This window comes from Kitasatospora sp. NPDC006697, from assembly GCF_042869935.1.
GTDB lineage: Bacteria > Actinomycetota > Actinomycetes > Streptomycetales > Streptomycetaceae > Kitasatospora.
Genome location: NZ_JBIAGU010000041.1, coordinates 20,185 through 34,579 on the forward strand (window position 1 = coordinate 20,185; position 14,395 = coordinate 34,579).

General features: G+C 74.6%; 17 protein-coding genes. 7 read left to right on the forward strand and 10 right to left on the reverse strand.

Annotated features, from left to right (window positions below; all coding sequences use genetic code 11):
- Positions 1-8 precede the first annotated feature (8 nt).
- Genes ACFYNO_RS36935 through ACFYNO_RS36955 form a run of 5 tightly spaced genes read right to left on the reverse strand, consistent with a single transcriptional unit; the run spans position 9 to position 3,277 of the window.
- Complete coding sequence (locus ACFYNO_RS36935; protein ID WP_388022088.1) at positions 9-257, reverse strand: CDGSH iron-sulfur domain-containing protein; 249 nt, start codon at positions 255-257, stop codon at positions 9-11.
- Positions 241-894, reverse strand: a complete 654-nt coding sequence (locus ACFYNO_RS36940; RefSeq protein WP_388022090.1) for a HemK2/MTQ2 family protein methyltransferase — start codon at positions 892-894, stop codon at positions 241-243. Before ACFYNO_RS36940 ends, ACFYNO_RS36935 begins: the two co-directional genes overlap by 17 nt.
- Complete coding sequence (locus tag ACFYNO_RS36945) at positions 891-1,913, reverse strand: iron-containing redox enzyme family protein (protein ID WP_388022091.1); 1,023 nt, start codon at positions 1,911-1,913, stop codon at positions 891-893. The genes ACFYNO_RS36940 and ACFYNO_RS36945 overlap by 4 nt, the downstream gene beginning before the upstream one ends.
- Positions 1,910-2,782, reverse strand: coding sequence for a dimethylargininase (gene ddaH, locus ACFYNO_RS36950; RefSeq protein WP_388022092.1), 873 nt, complete (start codon positions 2,780-2,782; stop codon positions 1,910-1,912). The genes ACFYNO_RS36945 and ddaH overlap by 4 nt, the downstream gene beginning before the upstream one ends.
- 18 nt (positions 2,783-2,800) lie before the next feature.
- The gene (locus ACFYNO_RS36955; protein ID WP_388022093.1) at positions 2,801-3,277 is read right to left on the reverse strand and encodes a hypothetical protein; all 477 of its coding nucleotides are present in this window, start codon (positions 3,275-3,277) and stop codon (positions 2,801-2,803) included.
- A 334-nt stretch (positions 3,278-3,611) separates the two neighbouring features.
- On the opposite strand from ACFYNO_RS36955, the gene mptB reads away from it, so the two are divergent.
- The 4 genes from mptB to ACFYNO_RS36975 all read left to right on the forward strand — a co-directional run bounded on the left by mptB (position 3,612) and on the right by ACFYNO_RS36975 (position 7,374).
- Positions 3,612-5,039 (forward strand): polyprenol phosphomannose-dependent alpha 1,6 mannosyltransferase MptB, encoded by a 1,428-nt coding sequence (gene mptB, locus ACFYNO_RS36960; RefSeq protein WP_388022095.1) that lies wholly within the window; start codon positions 3,612-3,614, stop codon positions 5,037-5,039.
- 8 nt (positions 5,040-5,047) lie between these two features.
- A complete protein-coding gene (locus ACFYNO_RS36965; RefSeq protein WP_388022097.1) occupies positions 5,048-6,292 on the forward strand; it encodes a glycosyltransferase 87 family protein in 1,245 nt (414 codons plus the stop codon).
- A gap of 254 nt (positions 6,293-6,546) precedes the next feature.
- The gene (locus tag ACFYNO_RS36970) at positions 6,547-7,158 is read left to right on the forward strand and encodes a superoxide dismutase (RefSeq protein ID WP_388022099.1); all 612 of its coding nucleotides are present in this window, start codon (positions 6,547-6,549) and stop codon (positions 7,156-7,158) included.
- A 36-nt stretch (positions 7,159-7,194) separates the two neighbouring features.
- On the forward strand, positions 7,195-7,374 hold the full coding sequence (locus tag ACFYNO_RS36975) for a DUF6011 domain-containing protein (protein WP_388022101.1): 180 nt from the start codon (positions 7,195-7,197) through the stop codon (positions 7,372-7,374).
- A 22-nt stretch (positions 7,375-7,396) separates the two neighbouring features.
- On the opposite strand, the gene ACFYNO_RS36980 is transcribed toward ACFYNO_RS36975, so the two are convergent.
- Together ACFYNO_RS36980 and ACFYNO_RS36985 are read right to left on the reverse strand one after the other, a co-directional pair.
- Complete coding sequence (locus tag ACFYNO_RS36980) at positions 7,397-8,167, reverse strand: pyridoxamine 5'-phosphate oxidase family protein (protein WP_388022103.1); 771 nt, start codon at positions 8,165-8,167, stop codon at positions 7,397-7,399.
- A gap of 20 nt (positions 8,168-8,187) precedes the next feature.
- Complete coding sequence (locus tag ACFYNO_RS36985; RefSeq protein WP_388022104.1) at positions 8,188-9,321, reverse strand: globin domain-containing protein; 1,134 nt, start codon at positions 9,319-9,321, stop codon at positions 8,188-8,190.
- Between the two features lie 452 nt (positions 9,322-9,773).
- On the opposite strand from ACFYNO_RS36985, the gene ACFYNO_RS36990 reads away from it, so the two are divergent.
- Positions 9,774-9,983 carry a hypothetical protein gene (locus ACFYNO_RS36990; protein WP_388022105.1) on the forward strand — a complete coding sequence of 70 codons (210 nt, stop codon included), beginning with the start codon at positions 9,774-9,776 and terminating at the stop codon, positions 9,981-9,983.
- Positions 9,984-10,059: 76 nt separating this feature from the next.
- Here ACFYNO_RS36990 and ACFYNO_RS36995 read toward each other — a convergent pair whose 3' ends face one another.
- Positions 10,060-10,575, reverse strand: a complete 516-nt coding sequence (locus ACFYNO_RS36995; RefSeq protein ID WP_388022107.1) for a DinB family protein — start codon at positions 10,573-10,575, stop codon at positions 10,060-10,062.
- Between the two features lie 272 nt (positions 10,576-10,847).
- Between ACFYNO_RS36995 and ACFYNO_RS37000 the strand changes: the two genes are divergently transcribed.
- Complete coding sequence (locus ACFYNO_RS37000; protein WP_388022108.1) at positions 10,848-12,596, forward strand: MFS transporter; 1,749 nt, start codon at positions 10,848-10,850, stop codon at positions 12,594-12,596.
- Complete coding sequence (locus tag ACFYNO_RS37005) at positions 12,593-13,069, forward strand: MarR family winged helix-turn-helix transcriptional regulator (RefSeq protein WP_388022110.1); 477 nt, start codon at positions 12,593-12,595, stop codon at positions 13,067-13,069. Before ACFYNO_RS37000 ends, ACFYNO_RS37005 begins: the two co-directional genes overlap by 4 nt.
- Before the next feature lie 5 nt (positions 13,070-13,074).
- On the opposite strand, the gene ACFYNO_RS37010 is transcribed toward ACFYNO_RS37005, so the two are convergent.
- Both ACFYNO_RS37010 and ligD read right to left on the reverse strand, forming a co-directional pair.
- Positions 13,075-13,287, reverse strand: coding sequence for a hypothetical protein (locus ACFYNO_RS37010; protein ID WP_388022112.1), 213 nt, complete (start codon positions 13,285-13,287; stop codon positions 13,075-13,077).
- A 73-nt stretch (positions 13,288-13,360) separates the two neighbouring features.
- Complete coding sequence (gene ligD / locus ACFYNO_RS37015) at positions 13,361-14,392, reverse strand: non-homologous end-joining DNA ligase (protein WP_388022114.1); 1,032 nt, start codon at positions 14,390-14,392, stop codon at positions 13,361-13,363.
- Positions 14,393-14,395 lie beyond the last annotated feature (3 nt).

The following is a 14,395-nucleotide window of genomic DNA, read 5'->3' on the forward strand; positions in this document are numbered from 1 at the left end:
CACCGCCGTCACTCCGGCGCCGGCGCCGCCTCCGACTGCGCCTCCGACTGCGGCGGCGGCCGGCGGCGGCGGTGGCTGGTGTCGCAGAGCGGGTAGCGGCGGCTGCGCCGGCAGGTGCAGACGGCCACCACCGGGCGGTCGCAGCGCAGCGTCGTCCCGTCCGGCAGCACGATCTCCAGCGGACCGTCCACCAGCACCGGACCGTGCTCGGTCAGCCGCAGCCGGGTCACCCGCGGCGGATCAGGCCGGGCGGACACCGCGGACCACCACCAGGGTCTCCTCGCGCCGCCCGGCGGCGATCGCCCCGCGCTGCTCCAGCCACCGCGCCCGGGCGGTCAGCACCGGGCCGAACGGCTGGCGGCGCGCCGCCACGACGTCGGCCCGCAGGCCCGCCCGGCGCAGCGCGGCGATGGTCGCCCGCGGGTCGGCCAGGGCCGACTGCACCAGCAGCAGCACCCCGCCGGGCGCCAGCAGCCCGGGGGCGTCGCGGCAGATCCGGTCCAGCAGCAGCCGGCCGTCGAACCCCGCGTCCCAGGCCCGCGCGAGGCCGCGCCGGGGCGCGGTGGGGTGCGGGGCGGGGACGTAGGGCGGGTTGCTGACGATCAGGTCGAAGCGGGAGTGGGCCACCGGCGCGGTCAGGTCGCCGCGGCGCAGTCCGAGGGTCAGGTGGTGCAGGCGGGCGTTGAGCCAGGCGGTGGCGAGGGCCAGCCGGGAGACGTCGACGGCGGTCACCTCGGCACCGGCGGCCGCGGCGGCCAGGGCCACGGCGCCGTTGCCCGTGCCGAGGTCCAGCAGCCTGCTGCCGCGGCGCGGACGCTCCTGCCAGAGCGCCTCGATGAGCAGCGCGGTGTCGCCCTGGGCGGGGTACACGCCCGGTACCCGGGAGAGCATCATGGCGCGGCTCCCTCCAGCGCGGCGGCCGGTGCGTCCGCCAGTGCGGTGCGCAGCGAGCTGCGGCCGTTCCGCCAGGCCCGCAGCAGGTGGTCGGCGAGCCGGTCCTCGACGGCGCCGGTGGCCGCGATGCCGAAGGCGATCTCCTCCGCCAGGGCGGGCTCCTCCGCCACCAGCGGTTCGATGACGGTGTGCCGGACCAGTTGCTCGTGCACGGCGTCGGCGAGCACGTGCTCGCGGTAGAAGAGCGTGCCGGCCGGCGACGCGCCCAGCCGCTCGAAGGCGCGGGCCAGCCGGTCGGCGCCGGGCGGGGAGGTGATCTCCAGGGCGGCGAACTGGCCCACCGAGGCGCCGCGCAGCGCCCGGTGCAGGCCGAACAGGCTCATCAGGTTGACCACGGCCAAGGCGGGCGCCGGGGCGGCGTCCAGGTAGTGGCCGTAGCGCGGATCGAGCCCGAAGTCGGCCATCATCCCGGCGAACAGGAGTGCGTGTGCCCGGTCGGGGTGCCCGGCGCCGTACTCGTCGTACTCCACCGCGACCAGCGCTGCCTTGGCGGGCAGCGGCAGCCGCGGCACCGCCCAGAGCTGCGGGTCGGCCTCCTTGAGGTGGTACAGCGAGCGGTGCACCAGGTACTCGCGGGCCTGCCAGCGCTCGCCGTCGGCGAGCAGGTGGTGCGAGGGGCCGGTGCCGTCGGCGGGCTCGGCCAGCAGGCCGGCCAGCACCTCGGCCAGCGGCGGGCGGCCGGCCGCCTCGCGCAGCGCGGCCAGGAAGGCGCGCTCCAGCTCGCCCCGCAGGGTCAGCAGGCCCGGGTGCCACTCCCAGGCCGGATCCGTACCGGCGAAGCCCTGGTAATGCAGCTCGTAGCAGCAGTACAGGGCCAGCTGGAGGTCATCGCCCCAGGGGTCGGCCCGCAGCGGGCCGGGCTGCGGCCCGCGTGCCTCCTGCACGGTCGGGCTCCGCAGCGCCGCCAGCACGGCCGCGCTCAGCGGCCCGCGCGGCCGGGGCAGCGGCGGGCCGGTCACCGGGGCCACCGCCTGTGCAGCTCCAGCACGCAGCACTTGGCGCCGCCGCCCGCCTTGAGCAGCTCCGGCAGGTCCAGCAGGACGGGCTCGAACCCGTCGGCGCGCAGGTCGGCGGCGAGCGCGGTCGCCCGGGTGGGCAGCAGCACGTGCCGACCGTCGCTGACGGCGTTGAGGCCGAAGCAGAGCGCGTCCGGCTCGCCCGCCAGGACGGCGGCGGGGAAGAGCGCGGCGAGCCGCCGGCGGCTGTCGGTGTCGAACGCCCCGGGGAAGTAGGCGATCTGGTCCTCGCTCAGCACCGCCAGCGCGGTGTCGAGGTGGTAGAACCGCGGATCGGTGAGGGTGAGCGGCACCACCGGGCGGCCCAGCGCCCGCTCGGCCTCGCGGTGCGCGGACGGGCTGCTACGGAACCCGGACCCGGCCAGCACCAGCCCGCCGACCGGCAGGAAGTCGCCCTGGCCCTCGTTCACCTGGCGCGCCCGCGGTACCGGCCGGTAGCCGGCCCGGCGGAACCAGTGCCGGTAGGCCAGCGCCTCGGCCGAGCGCTCCGGGTGGCGGAACCGGGCGATCAGCACCCGGCCGTCCACCACGGTGGCGCCGTTGGCGGCGAAGACCATGTCGGGCAGACCGGGCACCGGCTCGATCGTCCGCACCTGGTGGCCGAGCCCGTACAGCGTGGTGCACAGGGTCCGCCACTGCCGCCACGCGGCGGCGCCGTCCACGGGCCGCAGCGGATCCATCCACGGGTTGATCGCGTAGTCGACCCGGAAGTGGGTCGGCGGACAGAGCAGGTACTGCCGAGGGGTGGCGGTCCGCGGCGGACTCGCGCGGCGCGGACCGGCGCGGGCGGTGGGGGTGGCGGTGGCGGTCATCACGGGCTCCTCTACGGCTCAGTGGTGCAGCGGCCGGTGCCGGGTCCAGGGCAGCTGCATCCGGCGCCGGCCGGCCCGGTGCTGCGGCACGCCGCCGTCGACCTCGCCGGGGTGGGCGGCCGCCCACTCGGGCGCCCGGCCCGGGCCGGCGTCAGGATCGGCGGACGGGTCGGACACCGGCGCCGGCTCAGGGGCGACGGACCCGCGCTCCGCCGCCAGCCGGCGTTCGGCCTGCTCGGCCCGCAGCCGCTCGGCCTGCAGCGCCACGGCGCGGTCGCGGGCCCGGGCCCGGCCGGCCAGCAGCAGGGCGAGGCCGAGGAAGAAGACGACCGTCAGGGCGATGCCGCCCAGGAAGACGCCCAACGGGCTCATCACGGCGATCTCGTTGCCCGCCACGGTCACCGGGATGCTGTTCCCGGCGCCGGCGTTGTCAGCGATCAGCAGCCCGGTGAACGCACCGGTGGCCGCGAGCAGAAGCAGTCCGAGCAGGATCATGGTGTCCTCCGAGAAGATCCGGTTACAGCAGCGACCGGCGGCCCCCGACACGGGAGGGCAGCCCTCGACTCCACCTGAGCGCCCCGCCGGCCCGGGGTGCGGCTCAGCCGCTCGTCCGGTCGGACGGACCACGGGCCGAGGAGGATCCGTCAGCAGAGCGGCTACCCCGTCCGGGCGGAGGAACACGTCCGGCCCGGGGGCCGGGGTGACCGTCATGCCACGCTGTCCGGTTTGCCGCGTTCCGCCCGGCGGTCGCCAGGGTGCCGCGAGACCGTCATGCGCTGGTTGACGTGCCGTCGCCTGGCGGACAGGTGGTGCCAGCACCGTTCCCCGCATGCCGATCTGGGGGGTGAGCGCCGAGCCGCGCCGATGCCGGTACCTCGGGCTCGCAGGCTCCGTGATGCTCGCGCTGGGCGGGCTGGGGGCCGGTGCGGTGCCGCTGGGTACGCCGCACGCGCCCACCGGCCCCGGCATCTTCCTGGCCTGGTGCGGCATGGTGCTGCTGATCGCCGCCTGGCTGCTGCTGGGGCGGGCGGTGCGCGGGGCGGAGCCGCCGGAGCCGCGCTGGCTGCTGCGCACGCTGCTCTGCTGGGCGGCGCCGCTGGTGCTGGGGCCGCCGCTGTTCAGCCGGGACGTCTACAGCTACCTCGCGCAGGGGGCGCTGGTCGGCGCCGGCCTCAACGCGTACACCACCGGGCCCGCCGCGCTGGGCGGGCCGTTCGACGCCCAGGTGCCGGGGCTGTGGCAGCACACCCCGGCGCCGTACGGACCGCTCTTCCTGCTGCTGGCCGACCTGGTGGCCCGGGTGGCCGGCCATGCGCTGAGCGCGGGCGTGCTGCTGCTGCGGCTGGTGGCGCTGGGCGGGCTGGCGCTGCTGGCGGTGGTGCTGCCGCGGCTGGCGCGGGCCTGCGGGGTGCCGCCGGCGGCCGCGCTCTGGCTCGGGCTGCTGAACCCGCTGGTGCTGTTCCACCTGGTCGCGGGGGCGCACAATGACGCGCTGCTGCTCGCGTTGCTGGTCAGCGGGCTGCTGCTGCGGCGCCGCCCGCTCTGGGCGGCGGTGCTGGTGACGCTGGCCGCACTGATCAAACTGCCGGCCGCGCTCGGGCTGGTGGCCGTGGTGGTGCTCTGGGGGGAGCGGCTGAAGGGGCGGGCGGGGCTGAGCCGGGCCGCGCTGGCCACCGGCGCGGTGGCGCTGGCGACCACGGCGGTCGTCACGGCGCTCTCCGGCATCGGCTACGGCTGGGTGCACGCGCTGGCCGTGCCGGTCTCGGCCGGGAGCTGGTCGCTGACCAGCCTGCTCGGCCGGGCCTGCGGCTGGCTGCTCAGCTCGCTCTACCACTCCACCGAGGTCGGCCTGGTGGGCCTGGCCGTGCTGGCCTGGCGGTGGCTGGGCCTGGCGGCGGCCGTCGCCTCCGTCCTGCTGCTGCTGCGCCGGGTCCGGCGCCGGCAGGTCGGCGTGGTCTACGCGGTCGGGCTGGCGCTGGTCGCGGTGGTGGCGCTGGGGCCGGCGATCCGGCCCTGGTACGCGCTCTGGGGCGGGGTGCTGATCGCGGCCGCCGCCCCGGCGGACGGGCGGGTGCGCCGCTGGGCGCCGCTGGTCAGCGGGCTGCTGGCGCTGCTGGTGGCGCCGGACGGGTTCACCCCGGGGCCGCAGGAGGTGCTGCTGGCGGTGGCGGGCGGCGTGCTGGGGGCGGTGGTGGTGCTGGCGGGCGTGCGGATCCCGCTGCCGCGGTTGACCGAGAAGCCGATGGGACGGATGTGACTTCCGGCGTGGCAGGGACGGACGTGGCAGGGGCGGAGAAGGAGCTGCGGTGGCCGCGCAGCACGCCGGGGCGGATCGCCGTGCTGGCGCTGGTGGCCGTGGTCTGCGGGGTCTTCCTGGAGGTGATCCCGGGCCGCCGCGGCTGGTTCGACGTCAACATCTACTACGAGACGGTCCGTAGCTGGCAGCACGGCGGCCGGATCTACGACTACCTGCGGCCCGGCACCGGCTACGGCTTCACCTACCCGCCGTTCGCCGCGGTCTGCCTGGCGCCGCTCGGCCTGGTCGGCTGGCACGCCGCGCTGGCGATCGACCTGGCGGCCACCGTGCTGGCCGGCGCGGCGGTGCTGTACTGGCTGGTGGATCCGATCGCGCGGCGCCGGGGCTGGAACCGCTGGTACGGGTTCGGGCTGGTGGGCTGCCTGTTCGCGGTGCTCAACCCGGTGCGGGACACCTTCAGCTTCGGGCAGATCAACCTGATGCTGATGTTCCTGGTCTTCTGCGACTACCGGAACCTGCGGCGGGGCAGCCGGTTCACCGGCATCGGGATCGGGCTGGCCACGGCGATCAAGCTGACGCCCGCGCTCTTCATCGCCTACCTGCTGGTGACCCGGCGCCGCCGGGAGACCCTGACGGCGCTCGGCACGCTGCTCGGCGCGGTCCTGGTCGGCTTCGTGGCGATGCCGCAGCAGTCCCGGTTCTTCTGGACCGACGCGCTGTGGAACACCGACCGGATCGGCTCGATCCCGTACATCTCCAACCAGTCGCTGCTGGGCTTCACCGCCCGGGTGCTGCCGCAGGCGGCGGAGAAGCCGGTCTGGCTGGTGCTGACGGCCGCGGTGCTCGCCTGCTGGGCGCGCCGCTCCCGCCGGGCGGCGGCGATCGGGGACCAGCGCGCCGGATTCGCGCTGACCGGGCTGACCTGCTGCCTGGTCAGCCCGATCACCTGGGTGCACCACCTGGTCTGGATGCTGCCCGCGCTGCTGGTGCTGGCGGACGCCGGCCTGTCCAGCACCGACCGGGCCCGGCGGCGCCGGCTGCTGGCCGCGACGGCGGGGATCTGGGTGCTGCTGGTCAGCGGGCTGGTCTGGCTCTGGCGGTACCACTGGGACGGGGTGGGCGGGCTGCTCGGCGGGAACTCCTACGTGCTGGTGGCCCTGGCGCTGCTGCCGGGGATGCCGATCGGCGAGGGCGCGGAGCGCGGCCTGACGCCCGCTCAGGAGGCCGCGGCCCCGGCGCCCGCCCGGGTCTGAGGACGGACGTCCGGACCGGAGGAGGGAGGTCCGCACCTGAGGGCGTGTGCGGCGGGACCGGCCCGTGTCCCGGCGGTCGCCGGTTGGGAAGACGATCGTCAGTCCGGACCGCCCGGTACCCGTGAAGGGTGAGCGCGTCTCAGGGCCGGCGCGGGCCGGTCCCGCCGACCCCATGCTGAAGCAACCTGCTAGCTATTGCAACTCATGCGCAATAGTGTGGGTCGAGCATGATCGTCCTCCTGGAAAGGGAACCCATGGGCGTGTACACGCTGCCCGACCTGCCGTACGACTACTCCGCGCTGGAGCGCGCGATGTCGGCGGAGATCCTGGAACTGCACCACTCCAAGCACCACGCGGCCTACGTCAAGGGCGCCAACGACACCCTGGAGCAGTTGGCCGAGGCCCGCGACCAGGAGCGCTTCGGCGGGCTGGTGGGCCTGCAGAAGACGCTGGCGTTCCACCTCTCCGGCCACGTGCTGCACTCGCTGTTCTGGCAGAACCTCTCCCCGGCGGGCGGCGACCGGCCCGAGGGGCCCCTCGCCGACGCCGTCACCGAGCACTTCGGCTCCTTCGAGGCCTTCCGCAAGCAGCTCACCGCCGCCACCGTCGGCGTGCAGGGCTCGGGTTGGGGCATCCTCAGCTGGGAGCCGCTGGGGCGGCGGCTGATCGTGGAGCAGGTCTACGACCACCACGGCAACGTCGGGCAGGGCAGCACCCCGCTGCTGGCCTTCGACGCCTGGGAGCACGCCTACTACCTGCAGTACCGCAACGTCCGGCCGGACTACGTCGAGCGGCTGTGGGACGTGGTCGACTGGCAGGACGTCAGCGCGCGGTTCGCCGCCGCCACCGCCGCGACCGGTGTCTAGGGGCCGTCCGACGGACCCCGGGGATACCCTCGCCCCATGAACGAACCCCTCGTGGAGCTGCCGGAGCGGCTGCCCGCCGTCGTCACCTGCCGCGGCTGCGGGCGGCCGCTGCACGATCCGGAGTCCCGGATGCTGCGGCTCGGCCCGGGGTGCCGGGTGGAGCCCGAGCCGGTGCGGCGGCGCGAGGTGGCGCAGGAGACGCTGCCTGGGCTCTGAGGTCCCGGGCACCCCGGGGTGCTCAGGCCTCCCGGCGGCGGACCAGGCGCCAACTGCGCCGGGCGGCGGCCGCGGCCGCCGCCGCGGGCGGGCGGGCCCAGGAGGGCGGAGCGACCGGCGGCGAGACCGGGGGCGCGATCGGCGCCGCCTCTTCGGGCGCGGGCTCGGCCCCGTGCGGCGGCGGGGTGCCCGTGCCCGTGAAGTAGTCCGGATCGCGCGGCCGTTCACGCGACAGCCGGGTGCCCGCCGGCACCGGCTGCAGGTGCGGGATGTGCTTGGAGCAGTGGATGTACGCCTCGTCCACCGAGAGCCGCACCCACAGCTCGGCCCGCCGCCCGGGCGCGGTCTCCTCCGGCAGCTCCGGGTAGGCGGTGCGCATCGCGGTGTCCGGGCGCAGCTGGGCGGTGCCGTTGATGTGCAGGCCGATCCGGTCGCCGGTGAAGTCCACGAAGAGCAGACCGAGATGGGGGTTCTCGCTGATGTTGCCGGCGCTCGCCATCACTCCGTTGCCGCGGTACTCGGGGTAGGCGAGGGTGTGGTCGTCCAGCACCTGGACGAAGCCGGGCGGGCCGGCCCGGAAGCTGGCGTCGCAGGCGCCGTGGCCGTCGGCGGTGGCGATGAAGACCATGGTCTGCCGGGCCACGAACTCCCGCATCTGCTGGGTGAGGCAGGGGCGGACCTGGCGGCGGTAGAAGTCGGCGGCGCGGTCCGAGGTGCCCATCTGCCGCTGCAGTTCGTGCTCCCCGGACGAGCCGAAGCCCAGGCCGGCCGGGTCGAGCAGGTGTTCGGTCAAGCTGTCGGCTCCTGAATCCATCACGGGGTGCCCACCGAGTCCAGCGAGACGAACGGGTCGTGGTGCAGCCGCTCGATCGGGATGCCGCCGCGGTGCAGCACCCGGGCGGCGCTCACCACCAGCGCGCCGGGGCCGGCCAGGAAGGCGTCATGGTCGGGCCACGGCCCCTGTTTGGCGAGGGAGTTGAGCAGCTGGGTGCCGCTGCCGCTGGTCAGCTCGTCGGCCACCGTGGCGCGCACCGCCAGCCAGCTGTGCCGGCGGCTGAGCTGGTGCAGGTCGTCGATGGCATAGAGCTCCTCCAGGGTGCGGCTGCCGACGTAGAGGTCGACCGGCCGGCGCACCCCGTCCAGCACCGCCTGCTCGATCAGGGCCCGGGCGGTGGCCAGTCCGGTGCCGCCGGCCACGCAGACCACGGCGCGCTGCGAGCGGGCGTCCAGCGCGAGGTCGCCCAGCGGCGGGCCGAGGGTGACGGTGTCGCCGAGCTCGGCGTGCCGGACGAGGGCGTTGCTGACCCGGCCGCCGGTGAGCGCGCGGACCATGAAGGTGATGCTGTTGTCCCGGCGCGGGGCGTGCGCGGGGGAGTAGTAGCGCCAGGTGCGCGGCCACCAGGGGGTGGTCATCGAGACGAACTGGCCGCCGCGGTACGGGTAGGGCTGGTCGGGCTGCACGGTGATCTCGGCCAGGTTGTGCGAGCGGCGGACGTGGCCGGTGACCCGGGCCTGCCAGACGGCGGGGCGGTGCCGGGCGTCCTCGAGGGCGGCCTGGTCCATCGCCTGGGCGGCGGTGTTGTACGCGGCGGTCCAGGCCTCGGCGGCCTCGGGGGTCCAGGAGGGGCCGGCGTAGTGCGCCAGGGTGGCCAGCAGGCACTCGCCGACGGCGGCGTAGTGCGCCGTCACGGTGCCGAACTTGCGGTGGTCGCGACCGAGGTCGGCGCAGAAGGTGGCCAGGTGCTGGGGGTCGTCGACCAGGTCGACGATCATCAGCAGGGCGCGCAGCAGCCGGTCCTGCTGCACCTCCATCCGGATCGGGAAGAGCTCGCGGACCTGGGGGTAGCGCTCGAAGAGCAGGGTGTAGAAGAACCGCGGCAGATCGGCTGCCCAGGGCTCGACCGCGGCCGTCACCGCCCGTACCAGCTCTATCTGACGCTTCGTCACTCCTGTTCCGGGAGAGGGTTCGTGGTCCTGCCGAGGGCGGACCGCGAGCGCGGTACCGCCGGACGGACGGGTGGCACGGAACTTCACAGTGAGGTTCTCCTGACCAGATCGTCACCCCCCGTGAGCTGCCGGTCTGCGGCATGAACTCGACAGATTTTGCCGAGCCTGGCCGCCGAGGCCAAGAGCATTCGTGTGAAACGTGTGTGAGTACGACTCAGTGGCGCGAACGTGGTCGAACTGATAAAGGAGGATCACCGATCGAACAGTGACGCTTCCGTAGCGTGATGGGTTGTTCGGTCGAGAATGTGTATCTTGAGGGCGGAATATAAGGAGAATTGGCGAATATCTACAGTCGGTGGCGCTCGAACCACGGAGAGCTATGGTGGAACCGGTGAGGCCTTTGCGGGTGAAGTGTGCCCGTGTCCTCCGCCTGGACGGCTCGTTGACGGGGTATGAAGAAGCGCACCCTGCTCGCATTCAGCTCGCTCGCCGTCGGTGTCGTCGCCTCCCTGACGGCGCCGAGCGCGCACGCCGCCTCGGCGGTCGGCGACGGCACCACCCCCAACCTCGCGGGGAACCACACCCTGCTGGACCCGCTGCTCGGCAGCCACCAGCACCAGCCGACCACCAGCGGCATGGGCGACCTGGTGCCGCTGGGCTGACGCCCACCCGGCGGTACGGCGCGCGGCCGGAGGCTCCACAGAGCTTCCGGCCGCGTCGTATTGACGCGCCGTCAGCTCACCGCCGCTTGACGCTGCCCCGGACCAGGGCGGCCTGCCCCGCGTGCTGCAGGTCGTCGGCCAGGGTGCTGATCAGCCGCACCCCGAGGGTGACCGGCGGGTTCCAGGCGTCGTCCACGATCCGGGCGTAGTCGCTCTCCCGCAGCGTCGCCAGGAAGTCGGCGGTCTGCCGGTGCACCGCCTCCAGGTAGCCGGCCAGCAGCTCCGCCGAGGCCGAGAACCGGTCGACCTGCTCGGCGCTCGCTCCGTAACCGCTGGCGTCCGGCGGGTAGGGCAGCGCGAAGCGCTGCTGCCAGCCCTGGGCCTGCCAGACCTCCGGCAGCTCGGCGGCGTCCGAGACCTGGAGGTCCTGCACCCGGGCGAGGTGCCAGACCAGCCAGCCGATCGGATTGGTCCGCCCGTCGGCGCCCCGCCAGTCCAACTCCTCCTGGCTCAGCCCGTCCAGGGTCTCGGTGACCGCCTCCCGGACCCGCTCGAAACCGTCGATCAGCAGTGCCGTACTGGTCGCCGTCATACCGCCCACCTCCTCCTCGGGATTCCTGACCGGTCCAGCTTGGCCGCTGCACGGTCGGCGGCGGGTGGCGAGCGGCGGCGGCGCGAGCGGTTCACCCGGATGGCCGGACGCCCCCGCCCTTCACCTGGTCGTCACCACAAGGACGTTGGGCGCCGCCGGCGCCCCCGGGCGGACCGCCGGCGCCCCTTGCCCCGCGGGTCCGCGCTGCCCTAGGTTTTTAGTTGACGTCAGCTAAGTATCTTGTGGGACGGAAGCGTCCAGGCGGGGATGGCATGACAACCGACAACACGACCAACGCGGCCGGTGCGGCCAGGGGCGGCGCCAAGAGCGGTGTGATCGGGGTGGAGCACCCGCGCTACAAGTGGGTGGCGCTCTCCAACACCACCCTGGGCATGCTGATCGCCACCATCAACTCCTCCATCGTGCTGATCTCGCTGCCGGCGATCTTCAACGGCATCCGGCTCGATCCGCTGCAGCCCGGCAACGTCAGCTACCTGCTCTGGATGCTGATGGGCTACATGCTGGTCACCGCCGTGCTGGTGGTCACCCTCGGGCGGCTCGGCGACATCTGGGGGCGGGTGCGGATCTACAACGCCGGCTTCCTGGTCTTCACCGTCACCTCGGTGATCCTCTCGCTCGACCCGCTGCACGGCGCGGGCGGCGCGCTCTGGCTGATCGGCTGGCGGGTGGTGCAGGCGCTCGGCGGCGCGATGCTGATGGCCAACTCGGCCGCGATCATCACCGACGCCTTCCCGGCCACCCAGCGCGGCATGGCGCTCGGCGTCAACATGGTGGCCGCCATCGCCGGCTCCTTCGTCGGCCTGGTGCTCGGCGGCCTGCTGGCCGAGTGGAACTGGCGCTCGATCTTCTGGGTCAACGTGCCGATCGGCATCATCGGCACCATCTGGGCCTACCGCTCGCTGCACGAGACCGGCAGCCGCAGGCCCGGCAAGATCGACTGGTGGGGCAACATCACCTTCGCCGTCGGCCTGACCGCGCTGCTGGCCGGCATCACCTACGGCATCCAGCCCTACGGCGGCCACACCCAGGGCTGGACCAACCCCTGGGTGCTGGCCGGCCTGGTCGGCGGCGCGGCCGTGCTGGTGGTCTTCTGCGTGATCGAGGCCAAGGTGGCCGAGCCGATGTTCCCGCTGCGGCTCTTCCGCAACGTCATCTTCGCGGGCAACAACGTGGCCACCCTGCTCGGCGCGGTGGCCCGCGGCGGCCTGCAGTTCATGCTGATCATCTGGCTGCAGGGCATCTGGCTGCCGCTGCACGGCTACGACTACGCCGACACCCCGCTCTGGGCCGGCATCTACCTGGTCCCGCTGACCATCGGCTTCCTGGCCGCCGGCCCGCTGGCCGGCTACCTCTCCGACCGCTTCGGCGCCCGGCTCTTCGCGGCCGGCGGACTGGTGGTGATGGCCGCCTCGTTCGCCGGACTGCTCGCCCTGCCCACCGACTTCGGCTACCCGGCCTTCGCGGTGCTGGTGCTGCTCAACGGCCTCGGCGGCGGCCTGTTCGCCGCGCCCAACACCGCGCTGATCATGAGCAGCGTGCCGGCCGCCGACCGCGGCGCGGCCTCCGGGATGCGGGCCACCTTCATGAACGCCGGGATGGTGCTCTCCATCGGGGTGTTCTTCTCGCTGATGGTGGCCGGCCTGTCCAGCTCGCTGCCGCACACCCTCCAGGACGGCCTGACCGCCCAGCAGGTGCCGGTCGGCGATGCCCACGCGATCTCGCAACTGCCGCCGGTGGGCATGCTGTTCGCCGCCTTCCTGGGCTACAACCCGGTGCACCAGCTGCTCGGCGACAAGGTGCTGAACGGCCTGCCGGCGAGCAACGCCCAGACCCTGACCGGCCGCCAGTTCTTCCCGCACCTGATTTCCGGGCCGTTCCACGACGGGCTTATGGTGGTGTTCGTGCTGGCCATCGCGATGTCGCTGGTCGCGGCGGTGGCCTGTCTGCCGCGCGGGCGGGCCGGCCGGGAGACGGCCGAGGTGCGGGAGCGGAACGGGTGAACGAGAGCGGGCGGCGGGAGCCGGCCACCGAGGGCGCGGCGCAGGACTTCGACGCCGCCACGGTGGCCCGGCTGCGGCTGGTGGTGGCCCGGCTCTACCGGCGGATGGCGCAGTCCAGCCCCGGCGCGGAGCGGCCCGCCGCCCAGCTCTCGGCGCTCGCCCGGATCGAGCAGCACGGCCCGCTGCGGCTGGGCGAGTTGGCGGCGCTGGAGGGCGTCGCCGCGCCGAGCATCACCCGCACCCTGGGCCCGCTGCTCACCGACCGCCTGGTGGAGCGGCTGGCCGACCCCACCGACGGCCGCTCCAGCCTGGTCCGACTCTCCGCCCACGGGCGGGAGCTGCTCGACCAGGTGCGGCAGCAGCGGTCCTCGCTGCTGGCCCGCCGGATCGCCACCCTGACCGAGGCCGACCGGGAGGTGCTGCGGACGGCCGTGCCGGTGCTGGAACGGCTGGTCGGGCCGGACGGGAGCTGACCGGGCTACCGCCCGAGCAGACCCGCCACGTCCGTGCCCAGGTTGGCCACCTTGGTCAGGTCGCCCAGATCGGTGATCGCGCCCACCGGGATGCTGTAGGTGTGGCCCTGCTTGCTCGGCGCCGGGTAGTCGGCGGCCGCGGCCGGGCCGGCGGCGGCCAGCAGCGCGGCGGCGCCGAGCAGGGCGGCGGTGGTCAGGCGGACGGCGGTGCTGCGCATGCGGCGGGCCTCCAGGAGCGGCGACGGGGTACCGCCCCGTGCAACGCCCGGGCCTGCCCCAGGTCACCCCGGCTCACTCGTCCGGCGCAGTGCCGCGCTCCCGCACCACCTCCGCGGCCGGCCGGTCCTCCCGAACCCCCAGGTAGCGCGGCTGCCGCAGCAGCCCGGCCCTGGTCCACTCGGTGAAGCCCACCTGCACCACCAGCACCGGCTTCACCCAGTGCGCCCCCGGCTCGCGCGGCGCCGGGTCGAACGGCGGGCGCGGCTGCTCGGTGGCGTCCAGGTAGCCGCGCAGCGCCCGCAGCGTGCGGGTGTCGAACCCGGTGCCGACCCGGCCCGCGTAGCGCAGCCGCCCGTCCTGGTGGTAGCCGACCAGCAGCGCGCCGAAGCCGCTGCGCCCCGCGCCGGCCGGCTCGGTGAAGCCGCCGACCACGAACTCCTGGGCGGACAGGCACTTGAGCTTCAGCCAGTCGTCGCCGCGCCCCGGCCGGTAGGCGCTGCCGGCGCGCTTGGCCACCAGGCCCTCCCAGCCCCGGGCGCAGGCCGCCGCCAGCAGCTCGGCCGCGTCGCCGGTGCGGTGCGGGACGGCCCGGACCGGCTCGGCGAACTCGATCGCCCGGTGCAGCAGCGCCTTGCGGGCACGCAGCGGGAGCCGGGTGGTGTCCTGGCCGTCCAGCCAGAGCAGGTCGAAGAGGTGCAGCACCACCGGGACGCCGGTGCGGGCGATGGCGCGCGGATCGGTCAGGCCCATCCGCTGCTGCAGCAGGCCGAAGTCGGTGATCTCGCCGCGCATCGCGGTGATCTCGCCGTCCACCGCGAAGGCCGTGCAGGGCTGGGCGAGCAGGGCGGCGGCCAGCTCCGGGTAGAAGTCGTCCAGCGGCTTGCCGGTGCGGGAGCGCAGCCGGACCCGGTCGCCCTGGCGCAGCGCGAGCACCCGGATGCCGTCCAGCTTGCGTTCGAAGACCCAGTCCTCGCCGAGCACCCGGCGGTCGGTGGGCCGGGCCAGCATCGGCGGGCGCTGCGGCAGCTCGTGGGCGGCGGCCTCGGGGGAGAGCGGGCGCAGCCGGGCGCGCAGGGTCTCGGGGAGCAGGGAGAGCGCGGGCATGGG